Source organism: Niallia sp. FSL W8-0177, assembly GCF_038006285.1.
Lineage (GTDB): Bacteria > Bacillota > Bacilli > Bacillales > Cytobacillaceae > Niallia > Niallia circulans_A.
Map to the genome: position 1 here is coordinate 4255001 of NZ_JBBOUX010000001.1, position 22500 is coordinate 4277500.

Genomic DNA, 22500 nt, shown 5'->3' on the forward strand with positions numbered 1-22500 from the left:
GGTTGATATTCCTGTACCACCTTTAAATCGTTTGAGCAATGGGGGGACGCAGGAGGATAGGGTAAGCGTGCTGTTGGATTAGCACGTCCAAGCAGTTAGGCTGGTAATGAGGCAAATCCCATTACCACATAAGCGGAGCTGTGACGGCGAGGGAAATATAGTACCGAAGTTCCTGATTCCACACTGCCAAGAAAAGCCTCTAGCGAGATTTAGGGTGCCCGTACCGCAAACCGACACAGGTAGGCGAGGAGAGAATCCTAAGGTGAGCGAGAGAACTCTCGTTAAGGAACTCGGCAAAATGACCCCGTAACTTCGGGAGAAGGGGTGCTCTTGCGGGTGCAAGCCTGCGAGAGCCGCAGTGAATAGGCCCAGGCGACTGTTTAGCAAAAACACAGGTCTCTGCGAAGCCGCAAGGCGAAGTATAGGGGCTGACACCTGCCCGGTGCTGGAAGGTTAAGAGGAGGGGTTAGCACGTTAGTGCGAAGCTCTGAATTGAAGCCCCAGTAAACGGCGGCCGTAACTATAACGGTCCTAAGGTAGCGAAATTCCTTGTCGGGTAAGTTCCGACCCGCACGAAAGGTGTAACGATCTGGGCACTGTCTCAACGAGAGACTCGGTGAAATTATAGTACCTGTGAAGATGCAGGTTACCCGCGACAGGACGGAAAGACCCCGTGGAGCTTTACTGCAGCCTGATATTGAATTTTGGTACAGCTTGTACAGGATAGGTAGGAGCCTTGGAAGCCGGAGCGCTAGCTTCGGTGGAGGCATTGGTGGGATACTACCCTGGCTGTATTGACATTCTAACCCGCACCCCTGATCGGGGTGGGAGACAGTGTCAGGTGGGCAGTTTGACTGGGGCGGTCGCCTCCTAAAAAGTAACGGAGGCGCCCAAAGGTTCCCTCAGAATGGTTGGAAATCATTCGTAGAGTGTAAAGGCACAAGGGAGCTTGACTGCGAGACCTACAAGTCGAGCAGGGACGAAAGTCGGGCTTAGTGATCCGGTGGTTCCGCATGGAAGGGCCATCGCTCAACGGATAAAAGCTACCCCGGGGATAACAGGCTTATCTCCCCCAAGAGTCCACATCGACGGGGAGGTTTGGCACCTCGATGTCGGCTCATCGCATCCTGGGGCTGTAGTCGGTCCCAAGGGTTGGGCTGTTCGCCCATTAAAGCGGTACGCGAGCTGGGTTCAGAACGTCGTGAGACAGTTCGGTCCCTATCCGTCGTGGGCGTAGGAAATTTGAGAGGAGCTGTCCTTAGTACGAGAGGACCGGGATGGACGCACCGCTGGTGTACCAGTTGTCTTGCCAAAGGCATCGCTGGGTAGCTATGTGCGGAAGGGATAAGTGCTGAAAGCATCTAAGCATGAAGCCCCCCTCAAGATGAGATTTCCCATAGCGTAAGCTAGTAAGATCCCTGAAAGATGATCAGGTTGATAGGTCAGAGGTGGAAGCGTGGCGACATGTGGAGCTGACTGATACTAATAGATCGAGGACTTAACTAAAATGAAAAGCGGAAACGCCTGTTTATCGGAAGTTTGATAGGCGATAGGCGTTGGAGCTGGACAAAATGATTACTTGGCAAATTGGAATACTTCTAAATGATTTAGTTTTGAGAGAATAATTCTCTAAATAAATAAGTCTGGTGGCGATAGCGAGAAGGTCACACCCGTTCCCATACCGAACACGGAAGTTAAGCTTCTCAGCGCCGATGGTAGTTGGGGGTTCTCCCCCTGTGAGAGTAGGACGTCGCCAGGCAATAAGGAAAAAAGCATCTATTCGTTAGATGCTTTTTTTATTTAAAATAAAAATCGCCTTTTAATGAGCAAATATGTCTTGGGCAGAAATGTTGTAAATCTTAACTTATGGCTAGATTCTCTAAAAATTGATAAATTAATTCAGGACCTTTTTCTGAGGAAACTTGTAAAAAAGATTCTATAAAGGGATAGTCTTTATTTGGCATCGTCTTTAATAGTTCACTCCACCATTCAATTTCATACCGCGCAATCATACTAAGGTTATATAGGATTAAATAATGGCTTAATAATTCATTGGATAAACAAGTTTTTTCTTTATCAGCAGAAACGGCATAAGATTCTTCTTTACTATCCCATTTAATAAAACTTCCTTGCTTGAGCGGTTCTAACAGGCGAATGGTCAACTCGCTTTTATTCTCTTCTATTTCCTCTAATTGTATACTATGATTCCTTTCTAAGTAATTTTTAAAGTGATTTATGTTCATATAGTATAAATCTAATATTTGATTCGAAATAATAATTTTATTAGCTGCTTGATCATGTACTTTAAAAAAGGTTGGTTTTCCTTCTAATACTTGAAATAAGTTAGATAATTCCGGGATATGACTTAAAAGATGTCCCATTTTTATTTTTTCCCCTTCTAAATTTTTGCAGGCAAACATTTTTTCAGCCATATAAGTGAAAAGTCCATTTTTTTGAATCTTTATTTCATCTTCGAAAAATAAATACTGTTGTTTTTTTAGTTTTCTTGTTGAAACTCCGTGTGCAAGAACAGAGGTGGAGTTTGGATAATTAGGATCGATCGTAAGCAAACATGCTTTTATTAAATGAACAAGACCATAAAATAAAAGAATGGGCTGAATACTCATTGGAGCATTTGCAGCTTGGTGATAATACAATTTGCCATGTTCTAAAAAGTACATAAAGGGATAACAATTCTGATAACTTTTAGAGTCTATATCAGATATATGTAAATTGCGATAGCATTTTTTTAGAAAATCTTGGGTATATTCCGCTGAAAAAAAACAACTATATGAGCTCCATCCTTTATAGAATTTGGACATTTGTTAGCCTCCTTGAATTTTTTGAAAAGTTAAACATATTAAACTGACCTTGACAGTATTTTGTCCAATTGATAACCTACTAATAATATTTTTAACAATATGGAGGCGTTAAAATGTGGGAAAGTAAATTTGCTAAAGAAGGATTAACGTTTGATGATGTGCTTTTAATTCCAGCTAAATCAGAAGTTTTGCCTCGTGATGTAAGCTTAAAAGTACAATTAGCGAAAAATTTAAATTTAAACATTCCGCTAATTAGTGCAGGAATGGATACTGTAACAGAAGCAGAAATGGCTATTGCTATTGCTAGACAAGGTGGATTAGGTATTATTCATAAAAATATGTCCATCGAGCAACAGGCTGAGCAAGTAGATAAAGTAAAACGCTCAGAAAGTGGTGTAATCACAGATCCTTTCTTTTTAACTCCTGAACACCAAGTATTTGATGCAGAGCATCTAATGGGTAAATATAGAATCTCCGGTGTGCCAATTGTTAATAACAACGAAGAGCAAAAACTAGTAGGTATTCTTACTAACCGTGACCTTCGCTTTATTGAAGACTTTTCCATTAAAATTTCGGATGTTATGACGAAAGAAAATTTAGTAACGGCTCCTGTAGGAACTACGTTAGAGGAAGCAGAAAAAATCTTACAACGATACAAGATTGAAAAATTACCTTTAATCGATGAAGAGGGTGTATTAAAGGGATTAATCACCATTAAAGATATAGAAAAAGTAATTGAATTTCCGCATTCAGCAAAAGATTCTCAAGGAAGATTATTAGTTGGGGCTGCAGTTGGTGTAACAAACGATGCATTAAAACGGGTTGAACTGCTTGTTAAATCTAATGTCGATGTAGTTGTCATTGATACTGCTCATGGCCATTCACAAGGTGTGCTAGAGGGTGTCAGAGATATTAGGAATGCATACCCTGATTTAACTATTATTGCTGGTAATGTAGCTACAGCAGAAGGAACACGAGCTTTAATCGAAGCTGGAGCAGACATTGTGAAAGTAGGAATTGGACCTGGTTCCATTTGTACAACACGTGTAGTTGCTGGTGTAGGTGTTCCTCAAATTACAGCAGTTTATGACTGTGCTACCGAGGCAAGAAAGCATGGTAAATCAATTATTGCAGATGGAGGAATTAAATACTCTGGTGATATTGTAAAAGCTTTGGCTGCAGGTGGACATGCGGTGATGTTAGGTAGTTTACTTGCAGGTGTTTCTGAAAGCCCTGGGGAAACAGAGATTTTCCAAGGCAGAAGATTTAAAGTATATAGAGGAATGGGCTCTGTTGCTGCAATGGAAAAGGGATCAAAGGATCGCTATTTCCAAGAAGATAATAAAAAGTTTGTTCCGGAAGGAATTGAGGGCAGACTTCCTTATAAAGGACCACTTTCCGATACTATTTACCAATTAGTAGGCGGTATCCGTTCAGGTATGGGATATTGTGGAACAAAAGATTTATATGAATTAAGAGAAAATGCACAATTTGTAAAAATGACAGGTGCTGGCTTAAGAGAAAGTCATCCACATGATGTTCAAATTACAAAAGAAGCACCAAACTATTCCCTTTCATAAACAAAGCTAGTGCCATATTAGTTTATGGAAAGTTTCCTTAATTTACTTTAGACAGTGAATGATGTCACTGTCTATTTTTTTTATTTTTTTTATGTTAAACTGTACAAGGGAAATTATTAACTTAAAAAATAAAGATAGATTAATAGATAAAATAGTTTTGGAGGTTTTAATATTGAAACAAGTAAAAAAGTGGACGGTGTCATTCATCATTGCTGTACTATTCTTAAGTACACTATCAACGGTTCTACCCTATCAAGCAAATGCTGCTGAAAAGGACGAACTAGGATTAAATGCAGGAGCAGCTATACTGGTAGATGCTAATACCGGGGAAATATTATATGAAAAAAATACAGATGAACTCCTTGGAGTTGCCTCCATGTCAAAAATGATGACAGAATATATTGTTCTGGAATCGATAAAGAACGGGAAAATTTCTTGGGATCAAAAGGTAAAAATAAATAATTATATTCACAGATTATCTGGAGCTCCGGAGTTATCCAATGTAGGGTTAACTGAAGGAGAAGAGTATACAGTTAAAGAATTGTATGAAGCAATGGCAATCCATTCAGGAAATGCAGCTACTGTTGCATTGGCAGAATTAATTGCTGGTACAGAGAAAAATTATATTAGTGTAATGAATAAAAAAGCCGAGGAATTAGGATTAAAAGATTTCGAATTTGTTAACTCTTCCGGTTTAAATAACAGTGATTTATTGGGGAATATCCCAGCTGGAACTGAAAAAGATGAAAACAAAATGTCAGCTAAGGCTGTTGCCAAGCTAGCATATCGTTTAATCAATGATTTTCCAGAAATACTAGAAACATCTGGTATGCCGAGCTTAAAGTTTAGAGATGGAAGAGAATATAAAAACTTTAACTGGTTAATTCCTTCTCTAATTTATGGATATGAGGGTGTAGATGGATTAAAAACAGGTTCTACTGATTATGCTAAATTTAATGTTACCGCTACTGCAAAAAAAGGGGATCATCGATATATCGTCGTTATTATGAAAAGTGAAACAAAGAATTCTCGTTTTGCAGAAGCAAGAAAAGTTTTAGACTTTGCTTTTAATAATTTTTCTACTGAAGAGGTACTTCCAGCAAATTACGTAGATGCAAAAAATAAAACGATTGATGTTATAAAAGGAAAAGAAGATAAAGTAAGCATTGGAACAAAAGATGCCGTTAACTTAGTAATCAAAAACAATGAGAAAGAAAACTATGTTGCCAAGGTTGTATTAGATGAGAAGAAATTAAATAAAGATGGCGAACTAACAGCTCCAATTAAAAAAGGAGATAAGGTTGGCTATGTAACAGTGCAAACGAAAGACGGAAAAGATGTGCCATTCCTAACAAATGACGGAAAAGAGAAAGCACAAGTAGATTTAGTGGCAAACGAAACAGTTGAAAAGGCAAATTGGTTTGTTTTGGCAATGCGTGGAATTGGTTCATTCTTCGCGAATGTATGGGGAAGTGTTTCTGATACAGTAAAAGGCTGGTTTTAATTAAAAACGATTTAAATAGCCAAGAACAATAATTAACTAGATAAATCGCATACATTATGGAAATTGAAAGAAAAAGAGCTTCTGTATTGACAGAAGCTCTTTTTTATTGTTTATTTTCAGTAGGGAATAATAATTTTATTCGAAAGATTAAGATAATTAAAATTGAAAAAGATACTTTACAGGGGGCAAACAATGAAAACTGGGACTGATAGAGTAAAACGTGGAATGGCTGAAATGCAAAAAGGCGGAGTAATCATGGATGTTATCAACGCAGAACAGGCCAAGATTGCAGAGGAAGCAGGGGCGGTAGCTGTTATGGCTCTTGAACGTGTTCCTTCCGATATTCGTGCAGCTGGCGGAGTTGCTAGAATGGCTGATCCTACAATTGTAGAGGAAGTAATGAATGCTGTAACAATCCCTGTAATGGCAAAGGCACGTATTGGTCATATTGTCGAAGCAAGAGTGCTTGAAGCTATGGGTGTGGATTATATTGATGAGAGTGAAGTTCTAACTCCAGCAGATGAAGAGTTTCATTTAAATAAAAATGAATATACTGTTCCATTTGTATGTGGTTGTCGTGACCTTGGAGAAGCAGCAAGACGTATCGGCGAAGGTGCTTCTATGCTTCGTACAAAAGGGGAACCAGGAACGGGAAATATTGTGGAAGCAGTCCGTCACATTAGAAAAGTAAATGCGCAAGTCCGTAAAGTTGCTTACATGAATGAAGATGAATTAATGACAGAAGCTAAGATCTTAGGAGCTCCATATGAGCTTCTTTTAGAAATTAAGAGACTAGGTCGCCTGCCGGTTGTCAACTTCGCTGCTGGTGGTGTTGCAACGCCTGCTGATGCAGCTTTAATGATGCAATTAGGTGCCGATGGTGTATTTGTCGGTTCTGGTATTTTTAAATCAGATAATCCTGCAAAATTTGCTAGAGCAATAGTAGAAGCCACTACTCATTATCAAGATTATGAGTTGATTGCGGAAATTTCTAAAAACCTTGGAACAGCAATGAAAGGAATTGAAATATCTAGTTTAGCACCAGAAGCTCGTATGCAAGAGCGTGGTTGGTAAGATGAGCGCAACGGTAAATATAAAAATAGGGGTCCTTGGTTTACAAGGTGCAGTTAGAGAACATGTTAATGCAATTGAAGCAAATAATGCAGAAGCGATTGTCGTAAAGAAAGTAGAACAATTGGATGACATAGACGGTCTTATTATCCCTGGTGGAGAAAGTACAACCATGCGACGACTGATTGATAAATATGAATTTATGGAGGCGCTGCAGGCATTTGCTAAGACAGGGAAACCAATGTTTGGGACATGCGCAGGGTTAATCTTATTAGCAAACTCCATTAAAGGCTATGATAAGCCTCATATTGGTGTAATGGATGTACAAGTGGAGCGTAATTCCTTTGGGAGACAAAAGGAGAGCTTTGAGGCCAACCTAGATATTGCTGGGGTCGCGGAGGATTTTACTGCTGTATTTATCCGAGCACCACATATTGTTAGTGTTGGTGAAAATGTTGAGGTTTTAGCTAAACATAATGATCGTATTGTAGCAGCACGGGAAGCTCAGTTCTTGGGATGTTCTTTCCATCCTGAGTTAACGGAGGATCATCGCTTAACTGGTTATTTTATTAAAATGGCGATAGAAGCGAAGCAACACTTATTTGCATAAGCTGTTGAATTTCGGAAATAATTATAGTAAGATAAATGCAACTAATATATGGAATCTACTATGATAGGAAATAGTAACAGGTTACTTATTCTTTAAAGAGAGCCGATGGTTGGTGCGAATCGGTGAATAAAGCCTGCGAATCCATCCTAGAGTAAAAACAAGGAACGCATATGCTGCAAGTAATTGTTTTCGGCTAAAAACCGTTATGATCTTTAAGGTGAAAAGCAGTTTTATGCTTTTAACTAGGGTGGCAACGCGGGTAACTCTCGTCCCTTTTGGGGATGGGAGTTTTTTATTTGCAAAAAAGATTAAGGTCACAGGGTGTGTAACAGTAGATTGCATGTAGAAATAAAACATAGGAGGAATAGTAATGTTAGATATCAAATTTGTTCGTGCTAATTTTGATTTTGTAAAAAGTCAGTTACAGCATCGAGGAGAAGACTTATCAGAGCTTGATAATTTTGAAGCATTGGATGTAAGAAGAAGAGAGTTAATCGTTGAAACAGAGCAGCTGAAAAGTAAACGAAATGAGGTTTCTCAGCAAGTTGCTGTATTAAAGAGAGAGAAAAAAGATGCAGAAGCTCTTATCAGTGAAATGAGAGAAGTTGGTGAAAAAATTAAAGAATATGATAACGAGCTCCGCGATGTAGAAGAAAGATTACAAACAATCATGCTTGGTATTCCAAATCTCCCTCATGAAAGTGTTCCAGTAGGAGATACGGAAGATGATAATGTTGAAATTAGAAAATGGGGCGAAATTAGAAAATTTGATTTTGAACCAAAGCCTCACTGGGATGTTGCAACAGATTTAGATTTACTTGATTTTGAACGAGCAGCGAAGGTGACAGGAAGCCGCTTTGTATTTTATAAAGGATTAGGAGCAAAACTAGAAAGAGCGTTATTTAATTTCATGCTTGATTTGCATACAGAGGAACATGGCTATAAAGAAATTATCCCCCCATTCTTAGTAAATAGAGCTAGCTTAACAGGAACTGGCCAATTACCTAAGTTTGAGGAAGATGCTTTCTTAATAGAAAAAGAAGATTATTTCTTAATTCCAACTTCTGAAGTACCAGTAACGAACTTGCATAGAGATGAAATACTGGATGGGGATCAATTACCAATCAAGTATGCTGCATTTAGTGCAAACTTCCGTTCAGAAGCAGGATCTGCTGGAAGAGATACTAGGGGATTAATTAGACAGCATCAATTTAATAAAGTTGAGCTAGTTAAATTTGTTAAGCCAGAGGATTCTTATGAAGAGTTAGAATCTTTAACAAAAAATGCCGAAAAGGTATTACAGCTTCTAGGTTTACCATACCGTGTATTGAGCATGTGTACAGGTGATTTAGGGTTTACAGCCGCCAAGAAATATGATGTAGAGGTATGGATTCCAAGCTACAATATGTACCGTGAAATTTCTTCTTGCAGTAATTTTGAAGCATTTCAAGCAAGAAGAGCTAATATTCGTTTCCGTAGAGAGCCTAAAGGAAAACCGGAGCATGTGCATACATTAAACGGATCTGGTCTTGCTATCGGAAGAACAGTTGCTGCGATTTTAGAGAATTATCAGCAAGCTGACGGTAGTGTGGTAATTCCTGAAGTACTACGACCATATATGAGAAATAGAGAAGTAATTGCCCCTGAATAATAGGGCAAACAGTTAAAAAGGGTTGACCTCTTTAGAGGGATTGTATATTCTTTGGAGGTCAACTATTTTTCCTAGCTCCTTTATTAGAAAAATAAAAAATAAAAAAATGAAAAATATAGTTGACTTATGAAATAATAAATGATATATTATTATTTGTCTGATGGAGGAATACCCAAGTCCGGCTGAAGGGATCGGTCTTGAAAACCGACAGGCGGGTCAAACCGCGCAGGGGTTCGAATCCCCTTTCCTCCTCCATGATTTTATATTTTACATTGCGCATAATATTTGGAGATATATGTGACCTGCTACTACGGTAGCAGGTTTTTTATGTTTTATAAGCTTTTTTTATAAAGTTAGTAAAATCATTGAATGAATAAATAAAAAGGATTTTCCTTTGTTTTCCCTTACAGCCAGGCTTTCTAGTGAATGTCTGGCTGTAAAAGGAAAACGTGGAAAGTCCTTCTACGCTTTTTTGCTATAGTTTTTATGTTGAAGAATAGTACCTATTTTTTCTATTATAGGTTCGATAGATTGGCTGCCAGCAATTGCATCATATTCGTTAATATTTAGACGAAGAACTGGACATGCGGAGAAAGAATCAATCCATTTCTCATATCTTCCATGCATCTCTTTCCAATAATCAATTGGCGTTTGCTTTTCCATTTCGCGGCCTCTTCGATCAATACGCTGTAAAATGTCCTCGAGAGAGCCTTCTAGGTATATTAAAAGGTCTGGATGGGGGAAGTAAGGAGTCATAACCATCGCTTCAAAAAGACTCGTATATGTTTCGTAATCTACTTCCGACATGGTTCCTTTTTCGTAATGCATTCTTGCAAATATACCGGTATCCTCATAAATGGAACGATCTTGAATAAATCCGCCGCCATACTCAAAGATTCTCTTTTGTTCTTTAAATCGTTCTGCTAAAAAATATACTTGCAGATGAAAACTCCAGCGGCTGAAATCGTGATAAAATTTATCAAGATATGGGTTTGTGTCGACTTTCTCAAAGGAAGTCCGAAATTGCAAGGCATCTGCTAATGCATTTGTTAAGGTAGATTTTCCTACGCCAACTGTCCCAGCAATTGTAATAACAGAATTACTCGGAATATTATATTTTGTTCGTAGATTCATGATTAAAGGCTCCTATATTTAAAGTTTCTTTTATTGCGTCTATAATTTTTACTAAGTCTTGTTTGTTTTGAATAAAATCCAATGTATCTCCATTGAAATCTAATACTGGGATCTGTGGGTTATTCTTTTTGAAGTCATTCATGACAACATCGTAATCAGATGCTAGTTGTTCTAGATAAAGAGGACTAATATTTTTTTCGATGTCTCTATCTCTCTTTTTGATTCGTGCCATAAGTGTATCTAAACTTGCATGTAAATAAATAATAATATTCGGCATCGGCAGGTCTTCTGTTAACACGTCATATATTCGAATATATTTGTCTAAATCACTATCCTGCAAGGATCTTTTTGCGAAAATGAGATTTTTTAATATATGATAATCTGCAACTACAGGTATGTTTTTATTTAAGTAATGGTCTCTTGTATCGTTTAATTGCTTAAATCGATTACATAAGAAAAACATTTCTGTTTGAAAACTCCATTCATCAATGTTTTCATAAAATTTTCCGAGAAAGGGATTTTCCTCTACAATCTCCTTAAGAAGTTCGTATTGAAAATACTCTGAGAGCAATTTAGCTAAAGAAGTTTTTCCCACTCCGATAGGTCCTTCTACTGTAATAAAAGGGATACTATTCACACTTGTCCCTCCAGTTCTTTTATTTTGAGAAGCGAACTTTTTTAGGCTGCAAAAATAATGGCTATCATCCGACAACAGCTTTTCTAATGATTGCTTCTTTTAGTAGGTAATAAAAATAGTACAAGAGTCATTTTAACACATGGAAGAGAATGTGGACATATGCTTGTTTTTTCCTAAAAAAAATATTTTAGATTTTAGGCGAACTTTAAAAGTGGAAAAATTGAGAATTTTATTATTGCTAAATTATCAGTCTATGGTATTATATGGGTAAAGTTTATAATTGAATCACACTAGGGGATCCCTTGATAAGGGCTGAGAATAAAGTAGTTACTTTTAAACCCTTAAAACCTGAACAGGTTCGTACCTGCGTAGGAAAGTGGATACCTTTAAATATGTGTGCCTAATGGTCTTTTTTCATTAGGTGTAATTTATTAACCACTTTCTGCTTGGGAAAGTGGTTTTTTGTGTTTTCTTTTTAAAATTTAATATTTAAATGCTGAATTAATAGTTGGGAGATGATGAAATGAAGATAATGGCTGTAACAGATAATAAACATTCCTTTGAAAGACTCTCCTCCATATTATTAGAAATTCACCCATATGTGGATTATGTGCAAATTAGAGAGAAAGCAAAAAGCCCAAAAGAAATTTATTTACTTGGTGAGAGGCTGCTTAAGGAAGGGGTACCGGCTCAGAAAATAATCATAAATGACCGCCTAGACGTTGCAGCATTGCTCTCTTTAAGACATGTGCATTTACCAGGCAATGGATTACCTATTCAACCAGTAAAAAATATTTATCCAACATTATCTATAGGTGTATCTGTTCATAGTCAACAGGAAGCAATCATAGCAGAAAATGCTCGGGCTGATTATGTGATATATGGCCATTGTTTTCCGACTGACAGTAAAAAAGGAAAGATACCTATCGCGTTGCCATCGATCACTGATATAAAGAGAGATCTAACTATTCCTATTTATGCTATAGGTGGAATAACTGAAGAACGAGTCGGTAAATTAGCAAGTTTAGGTGTAGATGGAGTAGCGATTATGTCTGCTATATTTTCAGCGTCTCAGCCATTAAAAGCAGTACAACGACTAAGGGAAAGATGTGAAGAGTGTGGAATCCAAAAAATTTGATGTCGTTATTGTAGGTGGAGGAATTATTGGTAGTTCTATTGCTTACTATTTAGCAAAAGAAAACAGGAAGGTCGCCATATTAGAAGCAAATACAATAGGTGGGAAATCAACAAGCGCAGCAGCTGGGATGCTTGGCGCTCACTCTGAATATAAAGAGTTTAAGCAACTTTATCCATTTGCAAGAAGTAGTCAGCTTTTATATAAGGAGCTTTATGAGGAGATAAGGGAGCTTACTGCTATTGATTTTGAGAAAAGAAATGGCGGTTTATTAAAGCTTGCTTATTCAGAGGAAGAAAAAGGGGAACTAGAACCTATTTTGGCCCTATCATCCGTGGAATGGCTGGATGCTGAACTAGCAAGGAAAATGGTTCCCCAGCTTTCTAGCGCTATCTTCGGAGCAGCATTTTTGAAAGAGGATGTACATATCACCCCATTGATAGCATGTAATGGTTTAAGTAAAGGAGCGCAGCTATTCGGAGCAGAAGTTTATGAATATACCCGTGTATTAGGAGTCAAAAAGAAAGGGATAGATTATGTCATAAAAACGTCGCAAGGTGCTTTTTTCGCAGAAAATGTAGTCATTGCAAGTGGAGTATGGAGCAATTACTTCTTTCAGCAATTAGGGTTATCACACGAAATTACCCCGGTTAAGGGAGAATGTGTATCTGTAGAAAATGAAGGATTTCCCTTGCAATATTCCGTATTTCATAATCAATTTTACATTGTACCAAGAAATAATCAGGAGTTCATTATTGGAGCAACGAAAAAATGGAATGAATGGAGTGAGGAACCTTCCCTTGATGGGATAGAGGAAGTTATACAAAAAGCAAAGGAAATGATACCAGAAGTTGGAAGGATGAAGTGGAAGAGAGCGTGGGCTGGCCTAAGACCACAAACGTATGATGGTTATCCATTTATAGGTGAGCATCCAGAAATGAAAGGCTTGTATTTTGCAACTGGACACCAAAGAAATGGAATTCTTTTAGCTCCTATAACAGGAAAGATGATTAGAGATTTAATATTGGGTATGCCTGTAAAAAGCGAATGGCTAGATGCCTTTAAAGTTGAGCGACGTATTTTAGTCTGATGGGGAGGGGAGTAATTGAATATACAATTGAATGGTAAGGAACAACAGCTGCCTAAAGAGGTTGTTACGGTAGAGGATCTCCTACACTTTTTTGAATTAAATAATCGTATTGTCATAGTAGAAATAAATCGGGATATTTTGCAAAAAGAACAGTACCAAACACATGTATTAAAAGAAAGCGATAGAGTAGAACTAATTCACTTTGTTGGAGGAGGATGAAAATGTTAACAATAGCAAATCGTACCTTTCGGTCTCGTTTGTTACTTGGGACAGGAAAATACCCATCATTTGAAATACAAAAAAAAGCGGTAGAAGTATCAGAAAGTGAGATTCTAACCTTTGCGGTACGCAGGATGAATATATTTGAAAAATCACAGCCTAATTTCTTGGAACAGCTGGATTTAAAGCGTTATACTCTCCTTCCGAATACTGCGGGAGCGAAGACTGCAGAAGAAGCGGTAAGAATTGCTAAACTCGCAAAGGCATCTGGACTATGTGACATGATTAAAGTAGAAGTAATCGGTTGTGATAAGTCGCTGCTGCCGGATCCGATAGAAACTTTGAGGGCATCTGAACAATTATTAGAAGAGGGATTCATTGTGTTGCCTTATACCTCTGATGATGTTGTGCTGGCAAAACGGTTAGAACAGTTAGGTGTACATGCTATTATGCCAGGTGCTTCCCCCATTGGGTCAGGAAAAGGAATTATCAATCCGCTACATTTACAATTTATTATCGAGCAAAGTAATGTACCTGTTATTGTGGATGCAGGAATTGGCTCGCCAAAGGACACAGCATATGCAATGGAACTTGGCGCAGATGGGGTACTTTTAAATACAGCGGTTTCTAATGCATCTGATCCAGTTAAAATGGCTCAGGCGATGAAATTAGCTATAGAAGCTGGAAGATTGGGGTATGAAGCAGGGAGAATAATCGAGAAGAATTATGGTGTTGCAAGTAGTCCGATTGCGGGGATGATTCCATCTTGACTAGTCGTTTTTTAAAGCAGGAATTATTTATTGGTAAAGAGGGACAAAGAAATATTGAAGCTAGTCATGCTGTTATTTTAGGGGCAGGAGCCTTAGGATCAGCTAGTTCTGAGATGCTGGTAAGAGCAGGAATAGGAAGACTGACTATTATCGATCGTGATTACGTAGAAGAGAGCAATTTGCAAAGGCAACAGCTCTATACGGAAGAGGATGCAGCCGATAAACTCCCTAAAGCTGTTGCGGCAAAAAGGAGATTAAAGGATATTAGCAGTCATACGCTTATAGAGGCAGTGGTGGAGGATATAAACTGTCATACAATCGAAAAATTTATAGAGGGTGCTTCTATTCTAATAGATGGTACCGATAATTTTGAAACAAGATTAGTCATAAATGATGCTGCGATTAAGCTGAAAATACCATTTCTTTTTGGGGCATGTGTAGGAAGCTATGGGCTTTCCTATCCAGTCGCAGGGGAGAATGCGCCATGTCTTCATTGTTTAATTGAACAGCTCCCTTCCCAGGAAATAACCTGTGATACCGCAGGGGTTATCAGTCCTATTGTTCAGTGGGTTGCTGCTATGCAAGTATCGCAAGCCATACAAATTCTTTCTGGTGAAAAGTTATTGCCGGTACTACGTTCTTTTGATATTTGGAAAATGGAATATGCGGAAATGAATGTCGAAAAGCTAAAAAAATTTGAGTGTCCTACATGCGGAGGAAGAGCAGATTTTCCGTATTTGTCTTTTCAAAATCAAACAAAAGCAGCGGTGTTATGTGGGAGAGATGCTGTTCATATTCGCCCTGCTACGTCAAAGAGATTGGATCTTTATGTGCTTTCAAAGCAATGGAAGGCCCTTGTTCAAAACTTAATTGCCAATCCTTATTTAGTGTCTTTTCAATATGATGATTATCGGGTGATTCTTTTTGAAGATGGGCGTGCGATCATTCATGGAACATCAGAGATAAGTGTAGCAAAATCCATTTATGCGAGATTGATTGGATAGGGTTAAAAAAGGAAAGAGCTATTTGATAAGATCTTTCCTTTTTTTATCAATATACTGCAATTAGTCTACTTGGTGTTACAGGTGTTGAGCCGAATCATACAGGTTTTTTAAGTGAAAATAAGTTGACTATGTTCTTTTTGTTATGTGAAAATTATCGGCAAGTAAAAGCCAGTTTTGGGGAAAGGCTAAACCTAATTTCCAATAACTAATTCCTCTTAAATCCAACTCTTTGATTAAATTGAATTTTGCTTGAATAGAACGAGCATCCTCAAACCACACTTCATGCAGCCTGCCTTCACTGTCTGTGTATTTAAAATAGGGAGCCTGTGCTTTTTGATCATATAGTATCTCCGCATTATAATCAGCTGCAAGTTGAATGGCTGCTTGAGGGCTAAGTGCTTTTGCTACTGTTCCTTCGACAAAGGGAAGGGTCCAATCATAACCATATAAATTTTGCCCCATCATAATTTTAGAGGGAGGCATCTCCGTGATGGCATATTCTAAAACATCTCTAACTGGACCAATAGGAGAAACAGCCATAGCGGGCCCCCCGCTATACCCCCATTCATAAGTCATGATAACGACAAAATCGACAATTTCTCCGTGTGCTCTGTAATCATGTGCTTCATACCATTTTCCTTTTTGAGTAGCGCTAGTTTTTGGAGCTAAAGCAGTAGATATTAGCCAACCCTCTTGGGAAAAACGATTTTTCGCTCTACGGAGAAAACGATTATAGGCTTCCCGATCCTCCGGGCGTAAATATTCAAAATCAAAATGGATATCCTGAAATCCATATTTCTTTGCGGTCGTCACAATATTATGGAGGAAGTTATTTTGAATGGTTTTCTCATTTAATAGGATTCGTCCGAGCTCATCACTGAATTGATCATTTTCTTGATTCGTAATAACCATCATAAGTACATTATTATTTCTCTGGGCAATTTCAGGGAAATTATTAAGAAGTGGTTCTTTTAAACCGCCATCTCGTAATGCTTGAAAACTAAACGGTGCAAGGTAGGTTAAATAAGGAGCTGCTTCTCGTGCACTTTCCTCAAGATTAGGTGCGACATATGTACCCCGTGGTTCTACATATGCGTTAGACTCGACCGGTCTTTGCGGCCTCTCGGGAATATATAAACGTAAACCAACTTGTAAAGGTTGGTTAACAGCAATAGAGTTGATAGAAGCTAATTGCTCATAATTCAACCTGAACCGTTGAGCAATAGACCAAAGCGTATCTCCAGATTGAACCCAATAAAAGCTACCGATAATAGGGATAACGAGTGCTTGCCCTATTACTAATCGGTCTGGATTTGGTAGATCATTCGCTTCTACTATATCATTAACCGTAGTACCGTATGCAGCTGCAATGCCTGTTAATGTTTGATTATTACGGACAACGTGAATTTGCATATTCTTCCCTCCTGACAGGATACATTATTACAGTTTATGAGGAAGAAAGAGCAGAAATGATTGTATTTTCATTGAATGTAAATATTTTTGCATTCATGACATTTTTCATCATGCGAATAGCATATTGATTATCTTCATTATCAACAGAAGCAATACAATTATCTGGAATAAGAAGCGGGTACTCTCGCATATAGGCATCATTAGCAGTAAATAAAACGCAAATATTTCCGGCAATTCCGGTAAGGATAAGGTTTTTAACCTGCAATTGATGAAGTAGGGTATATAAAGCTGTGCCATAAAAGGCAGAATGTCTTGGTTTGATTAAAAAATAGTCGGTATCATCTGGTCTGATTTTATCAATAATAGGTTCACTTTTTTCATTTCTACAATAATCAATTATTTTATTCAATTCAGCTTGCCATAGATTATAATGGTCGTTGATATAAATAATCGGTATTTTTTCTTTTTTGCATTGTTTTTTAAGCAGTTGAATATGCTCTGCAATTATTAATGTTTTTTCTGCTAAAATATTTCCATGCACAAAACGAAAGTCATTTATCATATCAATAATTAAGAGTGCTGTGTCAGATGATTCCATATGGTTCTCCTTTTCTATGTAAGATGGTAGAATAAAAAATTAGCTAGTGTGCTGGAAGATAAACTAACTTCCAGTATGGGTTAGTTGGAAAATAGAATTGATTTTCTTAGTTTAAGTAAAAGAAGGATTTTCATTACAAATTTTGTGTTTATATATAGGTGGGCTGTAATTATGGAAATAAACCAAGATCAATTATTTATGAAAATAGCTATAGAGGAAGCAAAGAAGGCTGCGGAAATAGGAGAAGTGCCGATTGGTGCAGTTGTTGCTTATAGAGGGGAAGTAATTGCTAGAGCACATAATTTAAGAGAAACAGACCAATCTGCCATTGCTCATGCTGAATTGCTTGCTATTGAGAAGGCGTGTGAAGTATTAGGAACATGGAGACTAGAGGAAGCCACGCTTTATGTTACGCTAGAGCCCTGTGCTATGTGTTCTGGAGCTATCCTGCTGTCACGAATTCCAAGGGTGGTTTATGGTGCAGCGGATCCAAAGGGAGGATGTGCTGGTACTTTTATGAATTTACTTCAAGATGACCGATTTAACCACCAAAGTGAAGTAATTACGGGTGTATTAGCAGAAGAGTGTGGACAGTTATTAACTTCTTTTTTTCGCGAAATAAGAAACCGAAGGAAGAAGAAAAAGGAACGGAAGACAAGTGTTTTGGATTCTTACAATAATTAACAAATGCTTTATGTTGATTTTTCCGTCCATTATCAGTATACTAAGAGTGTGTCTTAGGACACCTAATATTTCGGTATCAATTTTGTCGTGCTAAGCGGGGAGGTAGCGGTGCCCTGTACTCGCAATCCGCTCTAGCGAGGCTGAATTCCTTTCTGAGGCTGGTATCCTGTAGGGTCTGCCTTAAGTAAGTGGTGTTGACGTCCGGGTCCTGCGCAATGGGAATCCATGAACCATGTCAGGTCCGGAAGGAAGCAGCATTAAGTGGACACCCCCATGTGCCGCAGGGTTACCTGGACCGAGCTAACTACTTAAGTAACGCTTATGGGTGCCAGTCGATGAAAGGTGCACGGCAGTTATAATTATACATACAAAACTCATCCTATGTGGATGAGTTTTTTTGTAAGTTAAAGGGAATGGCTGCATTCCTTTTGTTTGGAAATAGTTATTCTCTTTTTCGAAGAGAATAACTATTTCCATGTCTTTATGTATGCTATTATGGATGTAAAAATATAAACGGATAAGCTATAATAAAAAAGAAAATAAAAAATGGAGGGTACTATGAACTATCAAGCTTTATATCGGGTTTGGCGTCCTCAACAGTTTATTGATGTAGTAGGGCAGGAACACGTAACAAAGACATTGCAAAATGCCCTTCTTCAACAAAAAATCTCTCATGCTTACCTGTTCTCTGGGCCGAGAGGGACAGGGAAAACAAGTGCAGCGAAAATATTAGCGAAAGCAGTTAACTGTGAGAGAGCACCAATTAGTGAACCTTGTAATGAATGTGATGCATGTAGAGGAATTACAGATGGTACTATCCCTGATGTAATTGAAATAGATGCTGCTTCCAATAATGGAGTAGAAGAAATAAGGGATATAAGAGATAAGGTGAAATTTGCTCCTAGCTCTGTACCTTACAAAGTATATATTATTGATGAAGTTCATATGCTGTCAATTGGAGCGTTTAATGCGCTTTTAAAAACATTGGAGGAACCCCCTAAACATGTAATCTTTATTTTAGCCACTACTGAGCCTCACAAAATTCCTTTAACCATTATTTCAAGATGTCAGCGGTTTGATTTTAGACGAATTACATCGCAAGCGATTGTCAATCGAATGAGATTGATTATGGATGAATCAGCGATCTCTTGTGAGGAAAAAGCATTACAAATGATTGCAAGAGCAGCAGATGGTGGAATGCGTGATGCTTTAAGTTTACTAGATCAAGCGATTTCTTATAGTAATGAAGTAGTTACGGTTGAAGATGCTTTGACAGTGACGGGTGCTGTTTCACAAAACTTTTTAAATACATTGTCGAGAGCTATTTTAGATGGAGATACGGTAAGAGGGCTCCAATCTTTAGATGAATTACTTCTTGCTGGGAAGGACTCTAATCGTTTTATTGAAGATTTCATCTTTTTCTATCGCGATATGCTACTTTATAAAACGGCTCCTAATTTAGAGGAATCCTTAGAAAGGGTTTTATTGGATGATGATTTTAAAGATCTTGCAGAAACACATACACATGAACAAATTTATGAGCTTATAAATTTGCTGAATAGAACACAGCAAGATATGCGCTGGACAAACCATCCGAGAATCTTTTTAGAAGTAGCCATTGTGAAATTATGTCAGTTGGAAGCACCAAACATATCTGGGCAATCTAATGTAAACATTCCAGAAATACAATCTTTGCTGAGTAAGGTATCTTCTTTAGAAGAAGAATTGGCGAATATTAAGCAAAAAGGTGTTACTGTAGTCGCAGAAACGCAGCCAACACAGAAAAAAACAAGAACAAATAGAAAAGGATTTCAAGCACCTTTAGGGAAAATAACAGAAACACTAAAAAATGCAACAAAGCAAGAATTGCAAAGTATAAAGAGTAATTGGGGAGCTATGCTGAATACTCTTGTGCAAAACCAAATGAGATCGCAAGCTGCATTGTTGAATGAAGCAGAACCAGTTGCTGCATCAACGGATTCCATTATTATTAAATTTAAATATGAAATCCACTGTCAAATGGCGTTAGATAATGTTAAATTTATAGAGACAATCACTAATTCTTTGTATCAACTCCTTGGAAAAAGGTATAATTTATTAGGAGTCCCTGAAGAGCAATGGCTCAACATTAGAGAAGAATTTCTCAATAGCTCCCAGCACCTAGAAGCTTCTGAAGAAGGAGACGGTGAAGAGCGGCAAGATAACCCCGTTGTATCAGAAGCGATAAAATTATTTGGTGAAGAATTATTAGAAGTGAAGGATTAATTTCGAACCTATTGGTTATATATGTAAGTAATCTATTATGTAAAAACCAATGGAAACTATAAATTGGAGGTAGTATATATGCGTGGAATGGGAAATATGCAAAATATGATGAAACAAATGCAAAAGATGCAAAAGAAAATGGCAGAGGCGCAAGAACAGCTTGGTGAAGAAAAGATTGAAGGAACAGCAGGCGGCGGAATGGTAACTGTTGTTGTATCTGGTCATAAAGAAATTATTGATGTGATTATTAAGGAAGAGGTTGTAGATCCAGAAGATGTAGAAATGTTGCAAGATTTAGTTTTAGCAGCAACAAATGATGCTTTGAAAAAAGCGGATGAATTAACAAATTCTACAATGGGTCAGTTTACAAAAGGATTAAACCTTCCTGGAATGTTTTAAGGGGGGAGATTATGCACTATCCTGAACCTATATCAAAGCTAATTGACAGCTTTATGAAATTGCCAGGCATTGGGCCTAAAACGGCCTCTAGACTGGCTTTTTTTGTATTAAATATGAAGGAAGATACCGTGCTGGATTTTGCGAAAGCATTAGTTAATGCGAAAAGAAACCTAACTTATTGTTCTGTATGTGGTCATATTACAGATCAAGATCCATGCTATATCTGTGAAGATAGTAGAAGAGATCGAAGTATTATATGTGTAGTACAAGATCCAAAAGATGTCATTGCAATGGAAAAAATGAAAGAATATAACGGACTTTATCATGTTCTCCACGGGGCTATTTCTCCGATGGATGGGATTGGACCAGAAGATATCAATGTACCTTCTTTGATAAAGAGATTGCAGGATGATGAGGCCCAAGAAGTTATTATGGCAACAAACCCGAATATAGAAGGAGAAGCGACAGCTATGTATATTTCTCGTCTGCTCAAACCATCAGGTATTAAAATCACAAGAATTGCTCATGGTTTGCCGGTAGGTGGAGATTTAGAATATGCAGATGAGGTTACACTATCTAAAGCGTTAGAAGGTCGAAGAGAAGTGTAAGGTACAGGAGGGCTAGCGGATGTTCTTTCGAAAAAAAGGAAAGTTAAGGAAGGAATTTGATGAGAAGCTATTAGTTCAATTTAGTCATTTAAAAAAAGAATGGTTAAATGATAAAAGTTTGTTAGATAAGAGTTTTGATCCTTCCGATGAAGTAATTAGTGGAGCTAAATTATCAGAGGCAAAGTATTTCTTCTTATTTAAAGAAGCAAAACAAAGAAAAATAAATTTATTGAAATAATAAGCAGGCCGAGTGAAGAATGAACTGCTCCCCATTATATAACAGATTGTATTTTTTAAATCAGTCTACCTAATGGGGAGCATATCAGAATCTTTTATTCGGTTCTTTTGTTTTTACATCGATCTTTTTAACTTTGATAGTGAATAAGCACATGGCTGAAAAGTGCTAATTAAAATGAAAAGTTGTCCATCCTAGGTCTTATTTATGGAAATGATACATATTTATAAATACAAGCATAATAAGGGAGGATGGACAGTGAGCCCGGTTGTTATTATATCTATTGTCATTGGGTTGGTTATTTTGTTGTTAGTAGTCGGTACACCAATAAAACCACTTAGAATGATTGGACAAGGTATTATAAAAATTATGATAGGTGCGTTATTTTTATTTTTCCTAAATACGGTCGGTAATCAATATGGTATACATGTGCCAATTAATTTTGCAACCTCCACCGTATCAGGAATATTGGGGATTCCAGGAGTAGCAGCATTAGTAGCGATTCAATTATATATTATATAATTAAAACGTATAATGATACTCGAAAAGGAGATTATCTAAATTCAGAACAAAGGAGAGAAAGCTTTGTGAGGATTTATAGTTAATCTCTTTTATTTGTGAGCTGATTTTATTAATTAAAAACAGGGTTTGGGAATAAAGATAAAATACTATTAAAAAGTATTGACTTCATATATAAAGGGTGATAATATATAAAAAGTCGCCAGATTGGTTAGCTTAATCACTGGAAATGCTTTAAAAAAAGTATTTGACATATAATATGTATTTGTGATATTATATAAAAGTTGCTTCTAATAGCAACAATAAATTGCTCTTTGAAAACTGAACAAACAAACGTCAACAATAATCGTTTTATAACTAGCGTTATAGAACAAAAAGTAACAAAAAGCTAGAGTTTAGCAATGAGCTAATCAACTCTTTATTGGAGAGTTTGATCCTGGCTCAGGACGAACGCTGGCGGCGTGCCTAATACATGCAAGTCGAGCGGACTTTAAAAGCTTGCTTTTAAAGTTAGCGGCGGACGGGTGAGTAACACGTGGGCAACCTGCCTGT

21 protein-coding genes, 1 tRNA gene, 3 rRNA genes, 1 other RNA gene, 1 riboswitch and 1 other annotated feature (2 of these 28 only partly in view) are annotated in these 22500 nt (G+C 37.5%); of the genes, 21 read left to right on the top strand and 5 right to left on the bottom strand.

Features of this window, described 5'->3' with window-relative positions; genetic code table 11:
* Together NST77_RS20640 and rrf are read left to right on the top strand one after the other, a co-directional pair.
* Positions 1-1506: ribosomal RNA gene (locus NST77_RS20640) — 23S ribosomal RNA — on the top strand; it begins 1430 nt to the left of the window's first position.
* A 136-nt stretch (positions 1507-1642) separates the two neighbouring features.
* Positions 1643-1759 (top strand): 5S ribosomal RNA (rrf, locus tag NST77_RS20645).
* A gap of 100 nt (positions 1760-1859) precedes the next feature.
* Here the strand turns inward: rrf and NST77_RS20650 are convergent.
* Complete coding sequence (locus tag NST77_RS20650) at positions 1860-2822, bottom strand: YaaC family protein (RefSeq protein ID WP_303985860.1); 963 nt, start codon at positions 2820-2822, stop codon at positions 1860-1862.
* A 113-nt stretch (positions 2823-2935) separates the two neighbouring features.
* Here NST77_RS20650 and guaB point away from each other — a divergent pair, with 113 nt between their 5' ends.
* From guaB to NST77_RS20680, 6 genes are all read left to right on the top strand, one after another.
* Positions 2936-4402 (top strand): IMP dehydrogenase, encoded by a 1467-nt coding sequence (guaB, locus tag NST77_RS20655; protein WP_095334345.1) that lies wholly within the window; start codon positions 2936-2938, stop codon positions 4400-4402.
* A 172-nt stretch (positions 4403-4574) separates the two neighbouring features.
* Positions 4575-5906 (top strand): D-alanyl-D-alanine carboxypeptidase family protein, encoded by a 1332-nt coding sequence (locus NST77_RS20660; RefSeq protein WP_095334346.1) that lies wholly within the window; start codon positions 4575-4577, stop codon positions 5904-5906.
* Positions 5907-6098: 192 nt separating this feature from the next.
* Positions 6099-6980: a pyridoxal 5'-phosphate synthase lyase subunit PdxS gene (gene pdxS / locus NST77_RS20665; protein ID WP_123258654.1), complete on the top strand. Its 882-nt coding sequence runs from the start codon at positions 6099-6101 to the stop codon at positions 6978-6980.
* A 1-nt stretch (position 6981) separates the two neighbouring features.
* Positions 6982-7587: a pyridoxal 5'-phosphate synthase glutaminase subunit PdxT gene (pdxT, locus tag NST77_RS20670; RefSeq protein WP_095334348.1), complete on the top strand. Its 606-nt coding sequence runs from the start codon at positions 6982-6984 to the stop codon at positions 7585-7587.
* A 51-nt stretch (positions 7588-7638) separates the two neighbouring features.
* Positions 7639-7864: a binding site (T-box leader), on the top strand.
* Between the two features lie 93 nt (positions 7865-7957).
* Positions 7958-9238 (top strand): serine--tRNA ligase, encoded by a 1281-nt coding sequence (gene serS / locus NST77_RS20675; RefSeq protein ID WP_095334349.1) that lies wholly within the window; start codon positions 7958-7960, stop codon positions 9236-9238.
* A gap of 162 nt (positions 9239-9400) precedes the next feature.
* A tRNA-Ser gene (locus NST77_RS20680) sits at positions 9401-9493 on the top strand.
* Between the two features lie 207 nt (positions 9494-9700).
* Here the strand turns inward: NST77_RS20680 and NST77_RS20685 are convergent.
* Entirely contained in the window at positions 9701-10372 is a 672-nt protein-coding gene (locus NST77_RS20685) for a deoxynucleoside kinase (protein ID WP_061801295.1), read from the bottom strand.
* On the bottom strand, positions 10350-11009 hold the full coding sequence (locus NST77_RS20690; protein ID WP_095334350.1) for a deoxynucleoside kinase: 660 nt from the start codon (positions 11007-11009) through the stop codon (positions 10350-10352). The genes NST77_RS20685 and NST77_RS20690 overlap by 23 nt, the downstream gene beginning before the upstream one ends.
* Before the next feature lie 282 nt (positions 11010-11291).
* A riboswitch (TPP riboswitch) is annotated at positions 11292-11401 on the top strand.
* A gap of 131 nt (positions 11402-11532) precedes the next feature.
* On the opposite strand from NST77_RS20690, the gene NST77_RS20695 reads away from it, so the two are divergent.
* From NST77_RS20695 to NST77_RS20715, 5 genes are read left to right on the top strand one after another with little or no spacing between them, the layout of a single operon-like run.
* A complete protein-coding gene (locus NST77_RS20695) occupies positions 11533-12147 on the top strand; it encodes a thiamine phosphate synthase (RefSeq protein ID WP_095334351.1) in 615 nt (204 codons plus the stop codon).
* Positions 12128-13234: a glycine oxidase ThiO gene (gene thiO / locus NST77_RS20700; RefSeq protein WP_095334352.1), complete on the top strand. Its 1107-nt coding sequence runs from the start codon at positions 12128-12130 to the stop codon at positions 13232-13234. The genes NST77_RS20695 and thiO overlap by 20 nt, the downstream gene beginning before the upstream one ends.
* 15 nt (positions 13235-13249) lie before the next feature.
* Positions 13250-13453 (top strand): sulfur carrier protein ThiS, encoded by a 204-nt coding sequence (gene thiS / locus NST77_RS20705; RefSeq protein WP_095334353.1) that lies wholly within the window; start codon positions 13250-13252, stop codon positions 13451-13453.
* A complete protein-coding gene (locus NST77_RS20710; protein WP_095334354.1) occupies positions 13450-14223 on the top strand; it encodes a thiazole synthase in 774 nt (257 codons plus the stop codon). The genes thiS and NST77_RS20710 overlap by 4 nt, the downstream gene beginning before the upstream one ends.
* Positions 14220-15227 (top strand): ThiF family adenylyltransferase, encoded by a 1008-nt coding sequence (locus tag NST77_RS20715; RefSeq protein WP_095334355.1) that lies wholly within the window; start codon positions 14220-14222, stop codon positions 15225-15227. The genes NST77_RS20710 and NST77_RS20715 overlap by 4 nt, the downstream gene beginning before the upstream one ends.
* A gap of 126 nt (positions 15228-15353) precedes the next feature.
* Here NST77_RS20715 and NST77_RS20720 read toward each other — a convergent pair whose 3' ends face one another.
* Positions 15354-16640 carry a glycosyl hydrolase family 18 protein gene (locus NST77_RS20720; protein WP_095334356.1) on the bottom strand — a complete coding sequence of 429 codons (1287 nt, stop codon included), beginning with the start codon at positions 16638-16640 and terminating at the stop codon, positions 15354-15356.
* Positions 16641-16674: 34 nt separating this feature from the next.
* Positions 16675-17238 (bottom strand): isochorismatase family cysteine hydrolase, encoded by a 564-nt coding sequence (locus NST77_RS20725; protein WP_095334357.1) that lies wholly within the window; start codon positions 17236-17238, stop codon positions 16675-16677.
* Positions 17239-17409: 171 nt separating this feature from the next.
* On the opposite strand from NST77_RS20725, the gene tadA reads away from it, so the two are divergent.
* The 8 genes from tadA to NST77_RS20765 form a co-directional block, all read left to right on the top strand.
* Positions 17410-17922, top strand: a complete 513-nt coding sequence (gene tadA, locus NST77_RS20730; RefSeq protein ID WP_095334358.1) for a tRNA adenosine(34) deaminase TadA — start codon at positions 17410-17412, stop codon at positions 17920-17922.
* A gap of 85 nt (positions 17923-18007) precedes the next feature.
* An RNA gene (ffs, locus tag NST77_RS20735) (signal recognition particle sRNA large type) lies at positions 18008-18272 on the top strand.
* A 208-nt stretch (positions 18273-18480) separates the two neighbouring features.
* Complete coding sequence (gene dnaX, locus NST77_RS20740) at positions 18481-20187, top strand: DNA polymerase III subunit gamma/tau (RefSeq protein ID WP_095334359.1); 1707 nt, start codon at positions 18481-18483, stop codon at positions 20185-20187.
* A 78-nt stretch (positions 20188-20265) separates the two neighbouring features.
* Positions 20266-20586, top strand: coding sequence for a YbaB/EbfC family nucleoid-associated protein (locus NST77_RS20745; RefSeq protein ID WP_047944843.1), 321 nt, complete (start codon positions 20266-20268; stop codon positions 20584-20586).
* Between the two features lie 11 nt (positions 20587-20597).
* On the top strand, positions 20598-21194 hold the full coding sequence (gene recR, locus NST77_RS20750; RefSeq protein WP_016205308.1) for a recombination mediator RecR: 597 nt from the start codon (positions 20598-20600) through the stop codon (positions 21192-21194).
* 19 nt (positions 21195-21213) lie between these two features.
* Positions 21214-21432, top strand: a complete 219-nt coding sequence (locus NST77_RS20755; protein WP_095334361.1) for a YaaL family protein — start codon at positions 21214-21216, stop codon at positions 21430-21432.
* Between the two features lie 255 nt (positions 21433-21687).
* Positions 21688-21951 carry a pro-sigmaK processing inhibitor BofA family protein gene (locus NST77_RS20760; RefSeq protein ID WP_047944838.1) on the top strand — a complete coding sequence of 88 codons (264 nt, stop codon included), beginning with the start codon at positions 21688-21690 and terminating at the stop codon, positions 21949-21951.
* A gap of 415 nt (positions 21952-22366) precedes the next feature.
* Positions 22367-22500 (top strand): 16S ribosomal RNA (locus tag NST77_RS20765) (it continues 1414 nt past the right edge of the window).